Below are 21327 nucleotides of genomic sequence, written 5' to 3' on the forward strand. Positions count from 1 at the left end.
CTACCTCCCTGGGATGCCTGGCAGCCCGATACCCGATCGGGCCGCCCGGTACACCGGGGGCACATCGACGTGCGCCTAAGGGGTGGTCGTTTCGACCGGCCGCTGCCCGTCCGGCCGATCACGGTCGGGCTGGTCGCGGTCGGGTTCCCAGCGGTCGGGGTGGGCCGGGTCCGGGGAGCCGACCCGCAACGCCTCCAGTTGGGCGGCGAACGACAGGCCGAGGAACAGCGCGATCCCGGTCAGGTTGGCCCACAGCAGCAGCGCCATCATGCCGGTCAGGGCGCCGTACGTCTGACCGAACGCGTCGCTGACCCGCACGTAGACGCCGAGCAGGGCGCTGGCCAGCCACCACAGGGCGGTGGCGAGGCCGGCGCCGAAGAACAGCCAGGACAGGCCGGGCTGGCGGCGGCGTGGCGCGTAGCGGAACAGGGCCGCGACGGCGACGACGATCAGCACCAGGCTCAGCGGACCACGTTCCAGACCGTGTTGGCGAGTTCGCCCCAGGCGTAGTGGCGCTGCACCGAGTCGCCGAACGCCCGCCCGGCGACCAGGACCAGGAAGCCGGCCAGGGCGGGCAGCCCGGCGCCGACGGCGAGGGTGGCGGCGCGGACGTACTTGCGCAGCGCCGGCCGGTCGCGTTCGACGCCGTAGATCCGGTTGGCGCCGCGTTCGATCTGCGCCATCGCGGTGGTGAGGGCGAACAGGCCGGTGAACATGCCCAGGGTGAGGGCGACCTCGCCGACGTCCTCGGTGCGGTCGTCGTCGGTGAGCAGCTCGCGGACCATCTCGACGCTGGCGCCCGGGGTCAGCGCGGTCACCGTGTCGGCGACGACCTGCCCGCCGGACTCGACGCCGAGGTCGGTGATCAGGCCGGCGAGGGCGATCAGGAACGGCACCACGGCCAGGCACAGTTGCAGGGCCAGGGCGCGGGAGTGGCTGAACCCGTCGCCGTAGCGGAACCGGATGAACGCGTCGCGCAGCAGGTGCCAGCCGCCGTGCCGGCGCAGCGTGTGCCAGGCGTCGTCGGCCGACAGTTCCTCGTCGGCCATGCACCGCGTCTCGGGTACGAGCCGGGTGCTGCTCACCGCCGGTCCTGGGCCCGTTCGACGAGTTTCTCGCCGCGCTCGCCGGCGGCGTCGGCGTCGACGGTCAGGTCGGGGGCGTCCTCCGGGCGGGGTACGCACAGCCACAGCGCCGCCGGCCGGACGGTGGCCTCGAGGGTGCGGCCGGGTTCGATGAGGTCTCCGTCGAGTTCGCGGGGCTGCTCGCGGTTGCTGGTGATCGACACCTGCCGGCCGCGGTAGACCTGCATCCTGGGCACCCGGCCCCGGCGGCGGACCAGCGCCCAGCCCATCGCGAGCCAGTGCCGGATGGTGCGCGGGGTCAGCACGGCGACGTCGAGCAGCCCGTCGTCGGGTTCGGCGTTCGGCAGCAGGGTGACACCGCCCTGGAGCCGGCCGACGTTGGCGACCAGTACGGTGTGGGCCCGGGTCCGTACCGGTGGCCGGTCGTCGACGCGGATCTGCACCCGCATCGGGCGGTCCCGCAGGTGCCGGACCGCGCCGACGACGTACGCCGGCCAGCCGATGCGGGCCTTGGTCTTCTCCGAGGTGGCGGCGAGCATCTTCGCGTCGAATCCCATGCCGGCCATCACCACGAAGTAGCGGTCGCCGAGCCGGCCGACGTCGAGCTGGCGCAGGCCGCGCTCGACGGCGACCTCGATGCCGGCGGCGAGGTCGGTCGACAGGCCGAGGTTGGCGGCGAGCAGGTTGCCGGTGCCGGCCGGCAGGATGGCCAGGGCCACGTCGGTGCCGACGAGCCCGGCGACGCAGGACATCACGGTGCCGTCGCCGCCGCAGGCGAAGACGACCTCGACGCCGGCCTCGACGGCGTGGCGGGTCTGGCCCTCGCCGGGGTCGTCGACCGTGGTCTCCAGCCACATCGGCTCGGCCCAGCCGGCCCGCGCCAGCGCGCCGTCGACGGTGGCACGCAGTTCGCCCGGGTCGGTGACCTTGGCCGGGTTGACCACCACCGCGGAACGTACCGCTTCAGTTCGCCGGTCCACGGCGCCAGTGTGCAGCACCGGGCGCCGGCCGGCGAGTGGAAGCGGGGGTGACGATCCGCGCACCGGAAACCGGTTTCGGCGCGGCCCGCGCGGGGGACGACAACGGCACGGGGCCGGCACGCCATGGCGTGCCGGCCCTCTGCGCGGTGTTGCGGTTATGAGGTGACCAGGGTCAGGCCGTAGACGCTGAGGATCTCCCGCAGCGGCTGGAAGAAGGTGGTGCCGCCGGTGGTGCAGTTGCCGGAGCCACCGGACGTCACGCCCTGGGCCTGGTTGCCGCTGAGCCACGAGCCGCCGGAGTCGCCGCCCTGGGCGCAGGCGTTGGTGCGGGTGAGGCCGCCGACCTGGCCCTGCGGGTAGCTCACCGTCTGGTTCTTGGCCTGGACGGTGCCGCAGCGCCATCCGGTGGTGGAGCCGGAGCGGCAGATCGAGGCGCCGACGGCGGACTCGGTCGAGCCGCGGACGGCGACGTTGGTGCCGTTGTAGCGGTTGACGATGCCGCGCGGGGTCCAGTTGCTGTTGGTGCGGACCCAGCCGTAGTCGTTGCCGGGGAACGAGGAGCCGGCGATGGTGCCCATCGCGACCTGGTTGTAGCCGCTGACCGCCTGGCCGGCGCGGCCGCAGTGGCCGGCCGTGACGAAGCCGCCGACGACGGAGAAGCCGACCGAGCAGCGCGATCCGCCGATGTAGTAGGCGTCGCCGCCGCGTACGTCGTAGTAGGGCTGCGGGGCCTGCGCGGTGGCGTCGACGCGTACCCGGTCGGCCTTGACGCCGCTGGCCGCGACGAAGCCGGCCGCCTCGGCGGCGGCGCCGGGCAGCGCCTCCACGACGACGGTGTTGGTGGTGACGTCGACGTACCAGCCGGTGACCGACTTCGGCGCTCCGGTGCCGTGCGCGTCGAGGCCGTCCTTGACCGCGGTCAGCGCGGCCTCGCTGGCGGCGACGACGCGCGGGGTGGCGCCGGCGGCGCGGACCCGCTCGGCCGCGGCGGCGTCGGTGACGCCGACGACGACCTCGTTGCCGGCGGCGAGCCAGGTGCCGCCGTAGCTGGCGCCGAGCGTGCCGCGCAGCGACTGCTCGGTGCGGGCGGCCTTGGCGTCGGCGGCGAGCCTGGCCTCGGCCTGCGGGGCGGTGAGGCCGAGGTCGCGCTGCATGGCGGCGAGGATCTCGACCGAGACCGCGTCCGCGGCGGGGGCGTCGACCGGCGCGGCGAGCGCGGGTTGGTGGAGCGTGGCCAGGAAGCCGGCGGCGAGTACGCCGGCCGCCGCGGCCGAGGCGATCTTGCGAGGCATTGACGGGTCCCTTCGTCGGGGGTGAGGAATGCACGCAGCACCGTTTCCGCTGGCCGGAGCGGTGTTGCGACGCCGTCAGGTGCCATAAACGTAGACCGAATCAATCGACGCGAATACATATGTTTCGCGTCATACGATCATCGCCGGCCGGTGCCGGCGGGACATTGACGCGGCACCGCCGACCCCCATAGCATCGATCTCCATCGTGGCGGCTCGACGTGCGTGAGCACCGGCCGCGTGCCCCGGGAGCCGGCACGCGGCACCGAGCCCCTCCACGGCATGCCCGGGCCATGCCGGACTCCACCGCGCACTGAGCACGCCCGGGCAGCCGTGCCGGACCGCGCGCACCCGCACCGACCCAGAAAGGCCACCACATGCGCGCATTACGGATGCGCCGGGCGACGTACGCCCCGATCGGCTTCCTGGCACTGGCGCTCACCGCCTCACTCGCCGTCGCCGTACCGCTGGTCACCGCCCCGCAGGCGCAGGCCAGCAGCCCACTCGTCGTCCTCGGCGACGACTTCGAGGACGGCACCAGCCAGGGCTGGACACCCCGCGCCGACGAGACCGTCGCCTCCAGCACCGCCACCGCCCACGCCGGCACCCGCAGCCTCGCCGTCACCGGCCGTACCCGAAGCTGGGAGGGCCCGGTCCGCGACCTGCTCGACATCGTCGAACTCGGCACCCGCTACACCCTGTCGGTCTGGGTCCGGCTCGCCGCCGGCGAACCGTCCACACAGGCCAGACTGAGCGTCGAACGCCGTACCGACGGCACCCCGACCTACGACCAGGTGGTCGGCAACACCGCGGTCACCTCCGGCGGCTGGGTCAACCTGCGCGGCCAGTACACCCTGGCGACCGACGTCGAGTTCCTCACCACCTACGTCGAAACCGCCAGCGGCACCGCCTCCTTCCACATCGACGACTTCCTCCTGACCGCCGAACCGAGCCTGCCGATCCAGACCGACATCCCGCCGGTCAAGGACGTCGTCGACGAGTTCCCGGTCGGTGCCGCCGTCGGCCCGGCACAACTCATCGGCAACCACGCCCAGCTGCTGCGCCGGCACTTCAACTCGGTCACCGCCGGCAACGCGATGAAGTGGGACGCCACCCAACCCACCGAGGGGACCTTCCGGTTCACCGACGCCGACCGCATCGTCGCCTTCGCCCAGGCGAACGGCATGGAGGTACGCGGCCACACCCTGGTCTGGCACCAGCAGACCCCGGACTGGGTGTTCAAGGACGCCGCCGGCAACGACATGACCGCCACCCCGGCCAACAAGGCCCTGCTGCTGTCCCGCCTGGAGGACCACATCCGCGGCGTCGCCGGCCACTACGCCGGCGACATCAGCGCCTGGGACGTCGTCAACGAGGTCATCGACGAGAACCAGTCCGACGGGATGCGGCGCAGCCGCTGGTTCGAGATCACCGGCCTGGACTACATCCGTACGGCCTTCCGCGTCGCCCGCCAGGTCGACCCGACCGCCAAGCTCTACATCAACGACTACAACACCAACGTGCCGAGCAAGCGCGACAAGCTCTACAACCTCGTCGCCCAACTCAAGGCCGAGGGCGTGCCGGTCGACGGCGTCGGCCACCAGATGCACGTCAACATCGACTGGCCGTCGATCAGCGAGACCGAGGCGATGCTGACCAAGTTCGTCCCGCTCGGCGTCGACCAGCAGATCACCGAGATGGACATCAGCATCTACACCAACAACTCCGAGTCGTTCCCGACCCCGCCCCGCGACCGGCTGCTCAAGCAGGCCTACCGCTACCGCGACCTGTTCGACCTCTACCGGCGCTACGCCAGCGAGATCACCTCGGTGACGCTGTGGGGCCTCGCCGACGACGACACCTGGCTCGACACGTTCCCGGTCACCCGTAACGACGCGCCGCTGCTGTTCGACGAGCGGCTGCAGGCCAAGCCGGCGTACTGGGGCGTGGTCGACCCGTCGAAGATCGAGACGACGCCGAGCCCGACGCCGACGACTCCCCCGCCCACCACGCCCCCGCCGACGACTCCTCCGCCCACGACGCCCCCGCCGACCACCGGACCGCCGCCCGGCACCATCTGCCAGGTGACGTACGCGGTCGCCGGGCAGTGGCCCGGCGGCTTCCAGGGCGACGTACGGCTCACCGTGACCGGCGCCCCGGTCAACGGCTGGACGCTGCGCTGGACGTTCGGCGGCGGCCAGCAGATCAGCCAGGCATGGGGTGGCAACCACACCCAGAGCGGCGCGAACGTGGCCGTGACGAACGCCGCATGGAACGGCACCATCACCCCCGGGACGCCCGTCAACATCGGGTTCCTGGCGAACTGGACCGGCAGCAATCCGGCCCCGACCACCTTCACCCTCAACAACCTGCCCTGCACCACCGGCTGATCGCCCCGGTGCCGGCCCGCGAGATCGCGGGCCGGCACCGGCAGGTCACGCCGACGGCCGGGAGACGTCGTAGAGCAGGTGCGTCACTCGGTCGCCCCGCACGACACGGGCGGGATCGTCGAGAGAGACGACGTCACCGGCGCCCGCCGCGCCGAAGAACGGGCGACCCGGCAGCCACCGCCGCTCCGCTCGCTGATCGCCTGGTTCGCCGGGCCTCCTCGTAGGCTGCACCTCGACACCTGACGGACGGGAGGCTGAGGTGACCGGGACGACGGTGGCCGAGGTGATGGCCGAACTGGCCGCGCTCGAAGACCCGAGGGCACGCGAGGTGAACGAGAGACACGGCGACGATCACGGGGTGAATCTCGGCATGCTGCGCGCGCTCGCGAAGCGGCTGAAGACCCAGCAGGACCTCGCCCGCCAACTCTGGGCGACGAACGACACCGCGGCGCGCCTGCTGGCCCTCCTGATCTGCCGCCCGAAGGCGTTCGAGCGTGCCGAACTGGACGTGATGTTGCGCGAGGCACGCACCCCCAAGGTGCACGACTGGCTCGTGAACTACGTGGTGAAGAAGAACCCGCACGCCGAAGAACTGCGCCTGGCGTGGTCCGCCGATCCGGATCCGGTGGTCGCCAGCGCCGGCTGGGCGCTGACCACCGAACGCGTGGCGAGGAAACCCCAGGGCCTCGACCTCGCGGGACTGCTCGACGTCATCGAGGCGGAGATGAAGGACGCCCCGGACCGCCTCCAGTGGGCGATGAACCACTGCCTGGCCCAGATCGGGATCGAGCACCCCGGGCACCGCGCCCGCGCGATCGACATCGGCGAGCGCCTGGAGGTGCTCAAGGACTACCCGACCCCCCGCAACTGCACGTCTCCGTTCGCACCCATCTGGATCGGTGAGATGGTGCGCCGGCAGCACGACAGGTAGGAAACGCCCCCGCTCGATCAGCGGAAGTCGGGCCGCTCCGTTGTGTCGGATGATGACAGTGTGGAATACCTCGATCTGTCGCCGTACGACTACCTGGGCTTTCCGCTGCCGATGCTGACTGTCGGATGGCTCGGACGCCGCCACGGGGTGCAGGGCGCGGGCGCGACGCCGGTGACAGGCGTGGAGTTGCGCCGCCTCAGGACCGCCTCTCAGCGGCTCGGCTCCATCACGCTCGGCTGGCACGACTGTGCCTTCTGCCCGGACTTCAGCGGCAATGGCGAGTACCGCTACTACCTGCCGAGGGGGGAGATCTACGCGGCTCCGATGATGATCGTGCACTACGTCGAAGTGCACGGCTACCGGCCGCCTCGGGACCTGCTGGATGGCCTGCGTCTGGTCGGGAAACTGCGGTGGGACTGGCGCGCCGAGCACCTGCGCTCGGTGCTGCTGAATCAGTCGGCGGATTTCGATTTCCGGTGCGAGGCCGCTGTCGACCTCGCGAACTGGAAGGACCCGCGGGCGTTGGAGGCGTTACGACGCGCCGCACACGATGCGGAGCTGGCCGACGTGGCGGGCGACCAGATCGGTCGTTCGTTGGCGGTGTTCGTCAACTGTGGCCTCGCGAGCGATCTACGCGCTGACGACATGCACGACATGGTGCGGTACGGCATGACCGAGGCGAGCCGACCGACCGGCATGCCGGTTCATCGACATGCCGGTCCGGAAGGCGGTTGCTAGTAGATCCGCGCCCCGTACGCCGCGAGCGCCTCGGTCACGGGCTGGTGGTAGGCGCGGTTCGACCCACCGCACCCGCCCGTGCTGCCCGAGTGGATGCCGATGGCCGAGTTGTTCGCGAACACCGCGCCGCCGCTGTCGCCGCCGGCCGAGCAGATCGTCGTCTGGATCAGGCCGTGCACCGAGCCCTGCGGGTAGTTGACGGTGACGTTGACGCCGGTGACCCGGCCGCGGCGCAGGCCGCTGGTGCTGCCGGACAGGCCGACGGTCTCGCCGACCACCGCGTTGCGGGCCGAGGAGATGTCGCGGCGGGTGCCGTCGTACATGTTGACGTCGCCGACCGGGCGGACGGTGGCCCGGACCAGGCCGTAGTCGTTGCCGGGGAAGCTGGTGCCGGCCCGTACGCCGATGTGGGTGGTGCGCGCCGCGTTGGCGTAGAAGTTGGTGTCGAGGTTCGTGCAGTGGCCGGCGGTGAGGAAGTGGTGGACGCTGCCGATGGCCACCGCGAACGCCATGGAGCAGCGCGAGCCGCCCATGTAGATGGCGTCGCCGCCGCCGATCTCGGGGGCGATGCGGCCGGGCACGGTCTCCAGCCGGGCGGCGCCGCCGAGCGCGCGTACCGCCTTTTCGAGTTGCTCCTTGCGGGCGCCGGTGACGGTGCTGTCGGCCTGGACGAGCACCTGGTTGGTCGCGGGGTCGACCTGCCAGGCCGTTCCCGGCACGGCGGCGGTCCGGTCGAGTTGGGCGGTGGCGGCGCGCAGGGTGGCGGCGCTGCGGGTGACGACGCGGGCCTCGGCGCCGGCGGCGCGGACGGTCTCGGCGGCCGCAGTGTCGGTGACGGTGACGACGAGCCGTCCGGCGGCGTCGTGGTAGGCGCCCGCGCTGCGGTCGCCGAGCCGGCCCTGGAGGGCGAGGGCCAGCTTGGCGGTGGCGTCCGCGCGGTCGGCGGACGCCACCTGGGCCGGCGCGGCGCCGGCCGGGGCGACGGGCATGACGACGACGGGTACGGCCAGCAGGAGGGCAGCCAGAATTGCTTTGCGCATGGGTTCTCCCGGTGGGGCGGAGGAAAGATCTGGCAACCATGCAACCATCGGTCGCCGCAATCGTAAACCCATTGGCGGATGCTAATAGAATTATCAGACCCAACGCCCGGACCGGCGCCCCTGCCGGCGCCCGACTGTCATGGGCAGTCGTTGCCCGGCGGTGAGTTATGGGTTCACGGCATTTAGAATTTCCCACCCACAGCGGTCCGCCGCCCACGCAATTCCTCACCGCTCGTTCGCACACAACGGCCCTGGAAAAGAAACTGTCGCCGAGGTGATCGACCTACGAAAGTCGGCTTCCCCCAAATGCCCGCTCCATGACCATCGGCACTGTGCCGGCCGGCAACTCAGCCGATGTACTGGAACCGCCGGAGAGTCCGGCACGCAGCGGGAAGAAGGATCGCGTGGTCTTCTGGGCAGGCGCCGCCGGAGCGGCGCTGTTCGTGCTGGTGTTCCTCGTCGACGGCTGGAGCCGGCCGAACTACGCGCCCGTACGCCACCCGGTCAGCGCCCTGGCGCTCGGCGGGCGGGGCTGGATCCAGACCGCGAACTTCGTCGTCTCCGGCTCCGCGATCACGGTTGGTGCGCTCGGAGTGGTGTTCCAGGGGCCGAGCATCCTGCTCGGTGTGGTCATGGCCGTCTTCGGGCTTGCTCTCGTCGCGTCCGGGGTGTTCCGGATGGATCCGATGCTCGGATATCCGCCGGGCGCCCCCGACGGGACACCCAGGGAGCACAGCACCCAGCACCGACTCCACGATCACGCCGGGGCCGTCGTCTTCCTGTCGCTGCCCCTCGCCGCGGCCATCGGCGCGTTCACGCTGCCCGGGACGCCCTGGCGGATCGTCTCGGGCTGTCTCGCCGTCGCCCTGTTCCTCGGATTCGGCCGGTTCGGCTCGGCGTGGGAGGCGGTGTCACCACGCCTCGGCCTCATCCAGCGCGCCGTCATCATCCCGGGATGGGGCTGGCTCGCCGCACTCTTCACCGCGCTGGCGCTCGGACTGAACTAGCCACGATCCGGCGGTTCCGGCACTGGCTGGGCGCCTCGCCGGACGACCGATCCGTGTCCACGCCGTTCAGCCCGGTGCGCGTTCGGTTCCCGCATCCGCCGACGCGGCCCCGGCGGCTTCGCGGCCGGAACGGCGCCGGGCGGCCAGGAAGATCGGCAGGGAGAGCAGTTGTGCGCCGGCCGCGAACACCACCAGCGCGAGGTGGGACCGTTCGTAGAGCAGGCCCGCCGCCACCGCGCCGATCAGCCAGCCCACCCCGTACCCCGCGTAGTAGAGGCCGAACGCCAGGTTGCGGCGTCCCCGGGGCAGGACACCGGCGACGAGGGCGGTGAGCAGGCTGTCCTGGGTCGCCTGCCCGATGCCCCAGAGCGCCATCCCGACGAGCGCGAGGTGCACCGGCAGGAGGAACACGAACGGCGAGAACGCGGCGGTGGCGACCACGGCCACGAGCACCACGGGCAGGCCGACGCGGTCGTAGAGCCGGCCGAGGCCGAGGCTGGCCAGCGCGCCGATGCCGGTGGCCAGGGCGAGGAAGAGCGGCACACTGTCGCGGGTCACCCCGCTTCTCGCCAGGTGAAACGAGATCAGCTCGAAGTTCATCAGGCCCGCCGCGAAGCACGCCCCGGCCGCCAGGTAGAGCCAGTACGACCGGGTGAACCCCTCGGTCGGCACCGGCTGGCGTCGCGGTTCGATCGTGGCGGGCGTGGGAAACCGCATCCGCGCGATCGTCAGCGTGATCAGCGCCAGCACGGCCGGGACGACGAGCAGCGCGTACGCCGTCCGGAACGTCGCCGCGAGAAGGAGCGCTCCGGCGACGACCAGCGGGCCGAGTGTGCGCCCCGTGTGGTCCAGTGCCGTGTTCACCCCGTAGATCCACCCCCTGCCGTACCGGCTGGTGGTGTAGGACAGCATGGCCTGGACGAGCGGCTTGCGTATCCCGCGCCCGATGCCCTGCAACAGGATCAGCGCCGCGGCGACCTGCCAGTATCCGGCGAGGGCCAGCGCCGGTACGGCCAGCAGGTTGAGGCCGTAGCCCACGAAGACCAGTGGCCAGCGCCGGCGTATCCGGTCGGCGAAGTAACCGGAGACACCACGGGTGAGGTAGTTCAGGAACTCGCTGAGCCCGCCGACGATGCTGATCACGGCGGCGCCGGCGCCGACCGACGCGAGGAACAGTCCGTTCATGCTCGCGCCGCCGGAGTAGGCGGTGTCGCCGAAGAGGTCGACCAGCCCCATGAGGAGGACGAACCGGAACGCCGTCGCCCCTGACGAGGCACGACCCGCGCTGTTCACCACGCCTCACCTCACCCGACCATTCGGAGCCTAGGCGGGAGGACGATCAGCGTCGGCGAAACCGGCGGAGAGGACCGGGGCCGGCGGCCGGTGCGGGCGACCGGGTCAGCGGGGTCGGTGCGACGATCTCCAGCCCTGCTGTTGCAGTCGTTCGATGCCGTCGAGCAGCAGGTCGAGCGCGAACTCGAACTCGAACTGGTCGTCGCAGCCCTGCCCGACGACCGACTCGTCGTCGTGGGAGGCCGCCGTGGCGATCTCGGCGAGGTGCGGGAAACGGGCCGCGACCTCCGGCGGCATGGGTGCCGGCGGTTCGGGGTCGGTGGCGCCGGACCGGCCGGCGTTTCGGGAGGCGTCGAACAGCTCCTGGCTGAAGCCCAGCATCCGGCTGCCCATCGCGTGCATCACGTGGTGGGCGAGGTCGGCGGACAGGCCGGTCCGCAACGTCGCGACCATCGCGTCGAGGTAGGCGAGGATGGCCGGCGTCGCCATGTTCCGCGCCTCGATCGCGAGGACCGCCCAGGGGTGGCGCAGCAGCACCTGCCGCGCCGAGAGGATCCGGCCGCGGATGGTGGGTTTCCAGTCGGCGCCGGCCACCGGCGGGTCGATCTCGCCGACGACCACGTCGATCATGCCGTCGAGCAGCTCGTCCTTGTTGGCCACGTGCTTGTAGAGGGCCATCGGTACGACGCCCAACTCCTGGGCGAGGTTGCGCATGCTGAGGGACTCGATCCCGGCCTCGTCGGCGAGCGCGACGGCGGCGCGCAGGACGCGGTCCCTGCTCAGCGGCGTCCGACGCAGCGTCTCGACCTGCTCAGCCATCCTCGGTCCTCGTCTTCCGGCGGCGGTTTGAACCATAACCGCCTTGACAGGTGTACGGCGTACACCTACCTTAATTCCAAGAGGTGTACGCCGTACACCCACAGGAGGAGAGAACAAGATGAAAGCGATCGTCCAAGACCGGTACGGCTCCCCGGACACCCTCACGCTCGCCGACGTCGACACCCCGACGCCCGCCCCCGACGAGGTACTCGTGCGGGTCGAGGCCGCCGCCCTCAACGCGTACGACTGGCACGCCATGCGCGGCGACCCCCGCATGGCCCGGCTCGCCATGGGCCGGTCGCGCCCCCGGGCCCGCATCCGCGGCCGCGACTTCGCCGGCCAGGTCGAAGCCGTCGGGAGCGACGTCCGAAACGTACGGCCCGGCGACGCCGTGTTCGGCGACCTCGGCGACGCCAACGGCGCGTTCGCCGAATACGTGTGTGTACCCGAGACCCTGGTCGCACCCAAGCCGGCCAACCTGACGCCGCGGCAGGCCGCCGCCCTGCCGCTGGCCGGCGTCACCGCGCTGATGGGGCTGCGCGACGCCGGGCAGGTCCAGCCCGGCCAGCACGTCCTCGTCAACGGCGCCTCCGGCGGCGTCGGCACCCTGGCCGTCCAACTGGCCAAGACAATGGGCGCGACCGTGACCGCGGTGTGCAGCACCCGCAACGTCGACCTGGTCCGCTCCCTGGGCGCCGACCACGTCGTCGACTACACCCGGGACGACTTCAGCCGCGGCGCCCGCCGCCACGACGTGGTCTTCGACCTGGTCGGCAACCGCTCACTCACCGCACTCCGGCGGGCGCTGACCCCGACCGGGACGCTGGTGCTCTCCGGCGGCGGCGTCTACCGCGGCGGCAGCCTCCTCGGACCCGTCTGGCTCCTCACCCGCGGGCAACTGCTGGCCCCGTTCGTCCGGCACCGCATCGTCAACCTCGCCACCGCACCCGGCGGGCAACACCTCGACACGCTCCGCGCCCACGCCGAGGCCGGCCACCTCACCCCGGTGATCGACCGCACCTACCCGCTCCACGAGGTACCCGAGGCCATCCGGTACCTCGAAAGCGAACACGCACGGGCGAAAGTGGTCATCACCATCTGAGATGGCGGGCACGGAACAGGTCAGCCGGGCTACAACACCATCCGGGCGGAGTCCACGAGATGCCAGGACAGGATGCCGGCGGCGACCGATGCCGACGCGGTCACCGGGAACACCCACCACAAGATGCTCCGCCGGCGGAGCCACACCAGCACGGAAACCGCCACGACGGCCAGACACACCTGCGTGCCGGCGGACAGCAGCCTGTCCAACTGCCACGGGTTGACCGGCCCGCCCCAGACGACGACGATCTGGAAGATCGCGTACGCGCCCTCGCCGGACAGCAGGCCGAGCGCGGTCCCGGACGCGACCGAGGCGAACCGGGCGCTGCCACGTCGGACGGCCTGCCCCAGCCAGCCCATGACCACGCCCGCGCCGACGGACGCGACGAGCCAGAACGCCGCCGCCCGTGCCACGGAGACGAGTCCGGGCAGCGCCAGCACGGCACCCTCCACTCCGGACGCCTGGACCCCGGCGAGCCAGCGTCGGCTGACGAAGAGGATGAGGGCGTAGTAGGTGACGGTGGACAGGGCGAGGACACCGACACCGACGACGGCCGCCGACCGGTGGCTCCACGCGAGGTAGCCGACGACCAGGGCGACGAGCCCCCACGCCGAGCCGGAACTCACCAGCGGCGTGAGGAACCGCGCCACCTCGAACGGCACCACGTCGGCGACGAACGCCGCCACCCCGAGCGTGACACCCGCGAGGGCGTAGAACAGCGCCGCGCGGCGCAGGGTGGCCCTGTTCCCGGCCGCCACGTCGATGAGGTGCCCCGACGGCATCGGCTACCTCGTCCCGGTGGCGGTGGCCGGTGCCGCCGGGGTACGGCGGCCGGCCACGCAGCCGAGCGCGATCAACGCGGCACCGGCGAACTGCCACAGCGCCCACGCCGGAAACGGGATGCCGGTGCCGGGCAGGGCGACGAGATAGTTCCGGTAGACGGCGCCGCTTCGCACGTCGTACACCCGGTGGTCGAACCACCAGGTGTCCATGGCGGCGGCGGACATCGTCAGCGCCGCCGCGGCGAGCAGCACCAGGCCGCCGCCCAGCGACAGCCTCGCGGTGAGGCGGGCCGGCCAACGCCCGGCCAGGGCATGACCGGCCGCGACCACGGCGGCCAGCGCGGCGAGCAGCCCGGGCAGCGCCACAGCGACCAACTGGGCGGGCCGGTCGGTGTCGACGGGCCGTATCCGGGCGCCGACCTCGACGGCGACGTATCCGATGACCAGGGCCGCGCCCACACCCGCGATCAGGATCGCCGGTGCCGGCCACCGCCGGCTCTTCGCCGCAGTGGCGGTCGCCGCACCGGTGTCGGGCGTCGCACCGGATGGCGCGGCAGCCCGCGTGTGCACCACCACGGCGGCGATCAGCAGGGCGAGGGCCAGCAGCGACTGCCAGCTGTCACCCAGGCCGTCGACGAAGGCGCCGACCTCGGTGGCGGCATCGGCGGCGTCCGGGGCCGGTGCGAGAAACTGGAGTCCGACGCCGGGTTGCGGTGCGGTGGCCCAGTTCCAGGCGGCGTCCAGCACCAGCACCAGCAGGCCGGCGAGCAGGAGCCGGACCGCCGGCCGCCGGATACCGGCACCGGTGCCGACGTACGCCGCCAGCAGTGCCCAGGCGAGCGTGTCCGCGCCGGGCAGCAGGGGCGAGAACGTGGCGAGGCCGACCAGCTGGGCGACCGCGCACAGCACGTACCCGACAAGCAGCCATCCCCGTACGGTCACCGCGCGATGATGCCACATCGGACAGACGCGAGGCTCCTCCCGGACCGCGGCTCAGTCGGCGGTCAGCGGCAGCAGCACCTGGAAGCGGGTGTCGCCGGGCGCCGACTCCACCCGGATGTCGCCGTGGTGCTTCTTGACCACGATCCGGTATGAGATGTCCAGGCCGAGCCCGGTCCCCTCCCCCACCGGCTTCGTGGTGAAGAACGGTTCGAAGATGCGCGGGCGTACGTCGGCGGGAATGCCCGCACCGGTGTCACCGACCTCGACGCAGAGCCACTCGTCGACCCGGCCGGTCCGCAGGGTCAGGGTGCCGCCGGTGTCCCGCATCGCGCCGAGCGCGTTGTCGATCAGGTTGGTCCAGACCTGGTTCAGCTCGGCGGCGTACGCCGGGATGGCCGGTAGCGTGCGGTCGTAGTGTTTCTCGACGCGTACGCCTTCGGGCAGTTTGGCGTTGAACATCACCAGGGTGGCGTCGAGCAGTTCGTGCACGTCGACCGTCTGGTGCGGGGCGCGGTCGAGCTGGGAGTACTGCTTGGCCGCCGAGACCAGCGTCGAGATCCGGGTGACGGCGTCCTCTATCTCGCCCATCAGCAGCTCGGTCTCGATGGTGTACGTCAGCCAGCGGACGGCGGCCTCGAGGTTGTCGGCGCCGACGGCGTCGGTGATCTGGTCGAGCCAGGGGGTGTCGACCCCGCCGGCGACGAGGGTGGGTGCGAGGTCCCAGCCGCCGGTTATGCCGTGGTCGTCGAGCCAGTCCGACAGTTCGTCCTCGGCGTCGCTGATCGCCAGCGGCGTGCGGGCCGGGACGTCGGCGGCCCGTTTGACCGCCTCGTCCTGCAACTCGACGAGCCGGTGCAGTTGCCGCCCGTCGAGCCGGCCGTCGGCGATCATGGCGAGTTTCTGCCGCATACCGGCGACCCGGCCGCGCAGCACCGACGTGGCGCGTACGGCCGCCGCGGCCGGGTTGTTCAGCTCGTGGGTCAGGCCGGCCGAGAGCTGGCCGAGGGCGAGCAGGCGTTCCCGCTCCCCGACCGTGTTCTGGGCCGCCCGCATCCCGTAGAACAGGCCCTCCAGCAGATGCATCGCCATCGGGAACCAGTCGCGCATGACGTCGGCGAACGTCTGCGCGGGCAGGACGAGGAACTCGGCGTCGGTGAGCGCGGTCAGCGAGTTGCGGTACGTCTGCGGCACCCGGTCGCCGAGGTACGCCTGGGTGGCGCCGCCGTACACCCCGCGCTGGTCGGTGCGGGTCACCTCGACGTCCTCGCCGCGGACCCGGCCGCGCAACGCGATCGTGCCGCTCAGGAGCACGTAGAAGCAGGTGGCGTCGTCGCCCTCGGCCCAGACGGTGGCGCCGGCCGGATGCGCCTCGACCCGGCCCTGCCCGCTGAGGAACGTCAGTTGTTCGTCGTCGAGCGCCTCGAACAGGAACAGGGTCCGCAGCTCGTCGACCCCGATCGTCGGCAGGTCGGCCCCGCCCGGCACCGGCGCGGTCACTGGGCGGCCAGGTAGCGGTGGACCAGCGACACGGCCATGGCACCCTCGCCGACGGCCGACGCGACCCGTTTGACCGACTCGGCGCGTACGTCGCCGGCGGCGAACACGCCGGGCACACTCGCCTCCAGGTGGTAGGGGTCGCGGGGCAGCGCCCAGCCCGGTGGCCGCCCGCCGCCGGCCATCAGGTCCGGGCCGGTCAGCACGAAACCGCGCGGGTCGCGCCGCACGGCACCGTCGAGCCATTCGGTGCGCGGCTCGGCGCCGATGAAGATGAACAGCCACGACGTGTCGACCGTGCGGGTCCGCCCGTCGCGGGTGTCGCGCAGTTCGAGCCGTTCGAGATGGTCGTCGCCGGAGCCGCCGACGACTTCGGTGAACGGGTGCACCTCGATGTTGTCGATCCCCTGGATCTGCTCGATCAGGTACTGCGACATCGACCGCCGCAGGTCGCCGCCACGGATCAGCATGTGCACCCGGCCGGCGTACCGGGAGAAGTGGACCGCGGCCTGCCCGGCGGAGTTGGCACCGCCGACGACGTAGACGTCGGCGCCGGCGCAGCTCGGCGCCTCGGTGGTCGCCGAACCGTAGAAGACGCCCTGGCCGGTGAGTTCGCCGAGGCCGGGTGCCGCCAGCCGGCGGTAGGCGACGCCGGTGGCGAGCACGACGGTGTGCGCGGCGATCGAGGTGCCGTCGGCGAACCGCAGCACCTTCGCCGAACCGGCCGCCTCCAGCCCGACGACGTCGCGGGCGCTGAGCAGCTCGGTGCCGAACTTCAGCGCCTGCCGGCGGGCCCGCTCGGTGAGCTGGGAACCGGACACCCCGTCGGGAAAGCCCAGGTAGTTCTCGATCCGGCTGCTCTGGCCGGCCTGGCCACCGGTGGCCCGCCGCTCGACCAGCATGGTGCGCAGCCCCTCGGACGCGCCGTAGACGGCGGCGCCGAGCCCGGCCGGTCCGCCGCCGACCACGACGAGGTCGTAGAAGTCGGCGGCCGGGGTGGTGCTCAGGCCGATCTGCGCGGCCAGGTCGGCCTCGGACGGCATCACCAGCGACTTGCCGTCCGGTGTCACCACCAGCGGTACGTCGCTCGCGGTCACCCCGGCGGCGGTCAGCAGCTGGCCGCCCTCGGGCTCGTCGGCGAGCAGCCACCTGAACGGCACGAGGTTGCGGGCCAGGAAGTCGCGTACGGCGAACGACGGCGCCGACCAGCGGTGCCCGACGACCCGCATCTCCGTGATCGCCGGATCGGGTGTCGCCTGCCATGCCTCGAGCAGGGTGTCGAGCACCGGGTAGAGCTTCTCCTCCGGCGGGTGCCAGGGTTTGAGCAGGTAGTGGTCGAGGTCGACGACGTTGATCGCGTCGATGGCGGCGTTGGTGTCGGCGTACGCGGTCAGCAGCACCCGGCGGGCGCGGGGGAAGAGGTCCATCGCGGCCTCGAGGAACTCGATACCGTTCATCGCCGGCATCCGGTAGTCGGCGAGCAGGACCGCGACCTGCTCGCCGCGCAACTTGATCTCGCGCAGCGCGTCGAGGGCCTCGGCGCCGGAAGCGGCCCGCACGACGCGGTAGCGGTCGCCGTACCGCCGCCGCACGTCGCGGGCCACCGCCCGGGACACGGCCGGGTCGTCGTCGACGGTGAGGATCGCCGGGTTCGCCATGCGGTAATCAAAGCACTTTCCCGGTTACCGGCAGGCTACGGACCACGGCGGGCATCAGGGCGCCCGGCGCGGGTAGTCGCAGCCCGTGGCGCCAGACGCGTGGCACGACGTACGCCGCACCGCCCGCCGGACCCTGACGGTGCTCGGCCTGGTGCTGGCCGGCGCGCTCGGGCTGCTGCTGATCTACGCGACCCGCCGGATCCTGGTCTGGATCCTGGTCGCGGTCTTCTTCGCGGTGGCGCTGAACCCGGCGGTCGACTGGCTGCAGAAGCACGTGCCCCGCTGCCGGCGCTGGCTGGCCACGCTGGTGGTGTTCCTGGCCGTGTTCGCCCTGCTGGGCGGCCTCGGTGCGCTGTTCGTGGTGCCGCTGGCGCAGCAGGGGGCGCGGATCGCCGACGAGCTGCCCCGGTTCGTGGAGCAGGTGCAGTCCGGTGACGGGCCGGTCGGCCGGCTCGCCGAGCGCTACCACATCGTCGAGCAGGTACGCGCCAACGTCGAGCCGCTGCGCGGCCACGTCACGGAGCTCGGCGGCCCGACGGTGGCGATCGCCCGGGGCGCCGCGATCACGGTCGCCGCGATCGTGACGATCTTCGTGTTGTCGTACCTGATGGTCCTGCAGGCCCCGAAGGTGACCGGCGGCCTGCTCGGCCTGCTGCCCGAACACCGGGCGCGCCGGGCCCGCCGGCTCGGGCACGAGTGCGCGCGTACGATCACCGGCTACCTCACCGGCAACCTGCTGATCAGTGTGATCGCGGGTACGGCGACGTTCATCGTGCTGACCGTCCTCGGCGTCCCGTTCGCGCCGCTGATCGCCCTGTTCGTCGGCATCACCGACCTGATCCCGCTGGTCGGCGCCACGATCGGGGCGGTGGTGGCGGTGCTGGCCGGGTTCACCCAGTCGGTGACCGTGGGCATCGTCCTGATCGTCTTCTTCGTCGTCTACCAGCAGGTGGAGAACCACCTGCTCCAGCCGGTGATCTTCGCCCGTACGGTGAAGCTGAACCCGCTGACGGTGCTGATCTCGATCCTGGTCGGGGTGGAGCTGGCCGGGATCGCCGGGGCGCTGCTCGCCATCCCGGTCGCCGCCATGATCCAGATCATCGTCCGGGACCTCTGGGCGGTGCACCGCGCCCGCCGGATCGCGGCCGCCGGCGACGCCGGACCGGCGCCGGACGGCTGACGGCACGGCGCATCCGGGCGTTCGGCATGCGGGGTACGGCGGAAGCCGGCAGGCTCGCAGGGGTGGACACCGCGCTCGAACTCGCCGGCCCGCTGACCCACGACGAGCTGCGCCGGCTCGACGCCTACTGGCGGGCCGCCAACTACCTGACGGTCGGGCAGATCTACCTGCTGGACAACCCGCTGCTGCGCGAGCCGCTACGCCCCGAACACGTCAAACCCCGGCTGCTCGGCCACTGGGGCACCAGCCCGGGGCTGAACCTGATCTACGTACACCTGAACCGGGCGATCGTCGCCCGCGACCTGAACATGATCTACGTGGCCGGGCCCGGGCACGGTGGCCCGGCGGTCGTCGCCAACACCTGGCTGGAGGGCACCTACAGCGAGCTGTACCCGTCGGTCGGCCGCGACGAGGACGGCATGCGCCGGCTCTTCCGGCAGTTCTCGTTCCCCGGCGGCATCCCCAGCCACGTCGCGTCGGAGGTGCCCGGCTCGATCCACGAGGGCGGCGAGCTGGGCTACTCGCTGTCGCACGCGTACGGGGCGGTGATGGACGACCCGGACCTGGTGGTGGCGTGCGTGATCGGCGACGGTGAGGCGGAGACCGGTCCGCTGGCCGGTAGCTGGCTGTCGAACATGTTCGTCGACCCGGCCCGCGACGGGGCGGTGCTGCCGATCCTGCACCTCAACGGCTTCAAGATCGCCAACCCGGCGGTGCTGGACCGCATCCCGACCGACGACCTGCTGTCGATGATGCGCGGGTACGGCTACCAGCCGTACCTCGTCGAGGGCGACGACCCGGCCCGGGTGCACCAGGAGCTCGCCGGCACCCTCGACGTCGCCCTGGACGCGATCGCCGCCATCCAGGCCCGCGCCCGCGGCACAGCCGCCAACCAGGCCCGCGCCCGCGGCCACGCCGGGGCCGAACCCTCCCCCGACGGCCACCCCGGGCACCGGCCCCGCTGGCCGATGATCATTCTCCGTACGCCGAAGGGCTGGTCCGGACCACGGGAGGCCGACGGGCACCGCGTCGAGGGCACCTTCCACGCCCACCAGGTGCCGCTCGCGGTGTCCCGGGGCAACCCCGAACACCTGGCCCGGCTGGAACAGTGGCTGCGCTCGTACCGGCCGGAGGAACTCTTCGACGCCACCGGTGCCCCGGCCCGCGACCTGGACCGGCTCGTACCGGCCGGGGACCGGCGGATGAGCGCCAACCCGGTCACCAACGGCGGCCTGCTCTTGCGCGACCTGGCCCTGCCCGACTTCCGCGCGTACGCCGTCACCGTCGCCCGGCCCGGCGGCCCCGACGCCTCGGCGACCGGGGTGCTCGGCAACTGGCTGCGCGACGTGATCGCCGCCAACCCGGACCGGTTCCGGCTCTTCGGCCCCGACGAGGTCGAGTCCAACAAGCTCGACGCCGCGTTCGAGGTCACCGACCGGGCGTTCGTCGGCCGGATCACCCCCGACGACCAGGATCTCGCCCCCGGCGGGCGGGTGCTGGAGGTGCTGTCGGAGCACCTGTGCCAGGGCTGGCTGGAGGGCTACCTGCTGACCGGCCGGCACGGCGTCTTCACCAGCTACGAGGCGTTCATCCACATCGTCGACTCCATGGTCAACCAGCACCTCAAGTGGTTGAAGGTGACCCGGAACATCCCGTGGCGGCGGCCGATCGCCTCGCTCAACTACCTGCTGTCCAGCCACGTGTGGCGGCAGGACCACAACGGCTTCTCCCACCAGGACCCCGGCTTCATCGACCACGTCGTCAACAAGAAGGCCGAGGTGGTCCGGGTCTACCTGCCGCCGGACGCCAACACCCTGCTGTCCACTATGGATCACTGCTTGCGCAGCCGGCACTATGTGAACGTCGTCGTCGCCGGCAAGCAGTCCGGGCCGAGCTGGCTCGGCATCACCGACGCCATCCTGCACTGCCAGCGCGGCCTCGGCGTCTGGGACTGGGCCGGCACCCGCACCGGCGAGGAACCCGACGTCGTCCTCGCCTGCGCCGGCGACGTACCGACCCTGGAGACCCTGGCCGCCGCCGCCCTGCTCCGCGAACACCTGCCGGACCTGCGGGTACGCGTCGTCAACGTCGTCGACCTGATGCGCCTGCAGCCCGACACCGAACACCCGCACGGCCTGCCCGACGCCCAGTTCGACGCCATCTTCACCCGCGACCGGCCGGTCATCTTCGCCTACCACGGCTATCCGTGGCTGATCCACCGGCTGACGTACCGGCGTACCAACCACGCCAACCTGCACGTGCGCGGCTACAAGGAGGAGGGCACCACGACCACCCCGTTCGACATGGTCATGCTCAACGACCTGGACCGCTTCCACCTGGTCACCGACGTCATCGACCGGGTGCCGGGGCTGGGCGGGCGGGCCGCGTCGGTACGGCAGAGGATGGTCGACGCCCGCGTCGCGTGCCGCGCCCACACCCGCGAGTACGGCGAGGACCACCCCCGCATCACCGGCTGGCGCTGGCCCGCCCCCGCCTGATCCGCTGATCCGCCTGGTCGCGCGATCCGCCTGATCCGCGTGATCAGGGAGTAAGTCGCGCGTGTCGTCGGCGGGTCGGACTCTCCACTCCCTGATCAC

At 72.0% G+C, this 21327-nt stretch carries 17 protein-coding genes and 1 pseudogene; 8 read left to right on the top strand and 10 right to left on the bottom strand.

The features are described 5' to 3' along the window. Positions 1-75: 75 nt before the first annotated feature. The 3 genes and pseudogenes from QCD66_RS26130 to QCD66_RS26140 all read right to left on the bottom strand — a co-directional run bounded on the left by QCD66_RS26130 (position 76) and on the right by QCD66_RS26140 (position 3357). A pseudogene (locus tag QCD66_RS26130) lies at positions 76-1049 on the bottom strand (YihY/virulence factor BrkB family protein). A gap of 32 nt (positions 1050-1081) precedes the next feature. Beyond that, positions 1082-2065 (bottom strand): diacylglycerol/lipid kinase family protein, encoded by a 984-nt coding sequence (locus QCD66_RS26135; RefSeq protein ID WP_375734786.1) that lies wholly within the window; start codon positions 2063-2065, stop codon positions 1082-1084. A 155-nt stretch (positions 2066-2220) separates the two neighbouring features. Then, positions 2221-3357: a S1 family peptidase gene (locus QCD66_RS26140; protein WP_375734787.1), complete on the bottom strand. Its 1137-nt coding sequence runs from the start codon at positions 3355-3357 to the stop codon at positions 2221-2223. A gap of 374 nt (positions 3358-3731) precedes the next feature. Between QCD66_RS26140 and QCD66_RS26145 the strand changes: the two genes are divergently transcribed. The 4 genes from QCD66_RS26145 (at position 3732) to QCD66_RS26160 (ending at position 7413) form a co-directional block, all read left to right on the top strand. Continuing rightward, positions 3732-5744 carry an endo-1,4-beta-xylanase gene (locus QCD66_RS26145; RefSeq protein ID WP_407566825.1) on the top strand — a complete coding sequence of 671 codons (2013 nt, stop codon included), beginning with the start codon at positions 3732-3734 and terminating at the stop codon, positions 5742-5744. A 78-nt stretch (positions 5745-5822) separates the two neighbouring features. Then, the gene (locus QCD66_RS26150; protein WP_407566826.1) at positions 5823-5987 is read left to right on the top strand and encodes a hypothetical protein; all 165 of its coding nucleotides are present in this window, start codon (positions 5823-5825) and stop codon (positions 5985-5987) included. A gap of 43 nt (positions 5988-6030) precedes the next feature. Next, the gene (locus tag QCD66_RS26155) at positions 6031-6675 is read left to right on the top strand and encodes a DNA alkylation repair protein (protein ID WP_375734811.1); all 645 of its coding nucleotides are present in this window, start codon (positions 6031-6033) and stop codon (positions 6673-6675) included. Between the two features lie 60 nt (positions 6676-6735). Continuing rightward, positions 6736-7413, top strand: a complete 678-nt coding sequence (locus tag QCD66_RS26160; RefSeq protein WP_375734789.1) for a hypothetical protein — start codon at positions 6736-6738, stop codon at positions 7411-7413. On the opposite strand, the gene QCD66_RS26165 is transcribed toward QCD66_RS26160, so the two are convergent. After that, positions 7410-8453: a S1 family peptidase gene (locus QCD66_RS26165; RefSeq protein WP_407566827.1), complete on the bottom strand. Its 1044-nt coding sequence runs from the start codon at positions 8451-8453 to the stop codon at positions 7410-7412. The two genes, QCD66_RS26160 and QCD66_RS26165, sit on opposite strands and share 4 nt — an antisense overlap. Positions 8454-8857: 404 nt before the next feature. Between QCD66_RS26165 and QCD66_RS26170 the strand changes: the two genes are divergently transcribed. Beyond that, positions 8858-9460 (top strand): DUF998 domain-containing protein, encoded by a 603-nt coding sequence (locus QCD66_RS26170; RefSeq protein ID WP_375734791.1) that lies wholly within the window; start codon positions 8858-8860, stop codon positions 9458-9460. Positions 9461-9526: 66 nt separating this feature from the next. Here the strand turns inward: QCD66_RS26170 and QCD66_RS26175 are convergent, their stop codons facing one another. Continuing rightward, positions 9527-10753: an MFS transporter gene (locus QCD66_RS26175; protein WP_364213765.1), complete on the bottom strand. Its 1227-nt coding sequence runs from the start codon at positions 10751-10753 to the stop codon at positions 9527-9529. A 105-nt stretch (positions 10754-10858) separates the two neighbouring features. Continuing rightward, a complete protein-coding gene (locus QCD66_RS26180; RefSeq protein ID WP_364213762.1) occupies positions 10859-11572 on the bottom strand; it encodes a TetR/AcrR family transcriptional regulator C-terminal domain-containing protein in 714 nt (237 codons plus the stop codon). 118 nt (positions 11573-11690) lie between these two features. On the opposite strand from QCD66_RS26180, the gene QCD66_RS26185 reads away from it, so the two are divergent. After that, positions 11691-12674 carry an NAD(P)-dependent alcohol dehydrogenase gene (locus QCD66_RS26185; RefSeq protein ID WP_407566828.1) on the top strand — a complete coding sequence of 328 codons (984 nt, stop codon included), beginning with the start codon at positions 11691-11693 and terminating at the stop codon, positions 12672-12674. A gap of 29 nt (positions 12675-12703) precedes the next feature. Here the strand turns inward: QCD66_RS26185 and QCD66_RS26190 are convergent, their stop codons facing one another. From QCD66_RS26190 to QCD66_RS26205, 4 genes are read right to left on the bottom strand one after another with little or no spacing between them, the layout of a single operon-like run. Beyond that, complete coding sequence (locus tag QCD66_RS26190) at positions 12704-13456, bottom strand: DUF6518 family protein (protein WP_375734793.1); 753 nt, start codon at positions 13454-13456, stop codon at positions 12704-12706. A 3-nt stretch (positions 13457-13459) separates the two neighbouring features. After that, positions 13460-14398, bottom strand: coding sequence for a hypothetical protein (locus QCD66_RS26195; RefSeq protein ID WP_375734794.1), 939 nt, complete (start codon positions 14396-14398; stop codon positions 13460-13462). Positions 14399-14449: 51 nt separating this feature from the next. After that, on the bottom strand, positions 14450-15895 hold the full coding sequence (locus QCD66_RS26200) for an ATP-binding protein (RefSeq protein ID WP_375734795.1): 1446 nt from the start codon (positions 15893-15895) through the stop codon (positions 14450-14452). Further along, the gene (locus QCD66_RS26205; protein WP_375734796.1) at positions 15892-17550 is read right to left on the bottom strand and encodes an FAD-dependent oxidoreductase; all 1659 of its coding nucleotides are present in this window, start codon (positions 17548-17550) and stop codon (positions 15892-15894) included. Before QCD66_RS26205 ends, QCD66_RS26200 begins: the two co-directional genes overlap by 4 nt. 85 nt (positions 17551-17635) lie before the next feature. Here QCD66_RS26205 and QCD66_RS26210 point away from each other — a divergent pair, with 85 nt between their 5' ends. Together QCD66_RS26210 and QCD66_RS26215 are read left to right on the top strand one after the other, a co-directional pair. After that, the gene (locus QCD66_RS26210; protein ID WP_375734797.1) at positions 17636-18730 is read left to right on the top strand and encodes an AI-2E family transporter; all 1095 of its coding nucleotides are present in this window, start codon (positions 17636-17638) and stop codon (positions 18728-18730) included. Between the two features lie 62 nt (positions 18731-18792). After that, entirely contained in the window at positions 18793-21228 is a 2436-nt protein-coding gene (locus tag QCD66_RS26215) for a phosphoketolase (protein ID WP_375734798.1), read from the top strand. Positions 21229-21327 lie beyond the last annotated feature (99 nt).

Origin of the sequence: Polymorphospora sp. A560, assembly GCF_045781765.1 — a bacterium.
Taxonomy (GTDB): Bacteria; Actinomycetota; Actinomycetes; order Mycobacteriales; family Micromonosporaceae; genus Polymorphospora; species Polymorphospora lycopeni.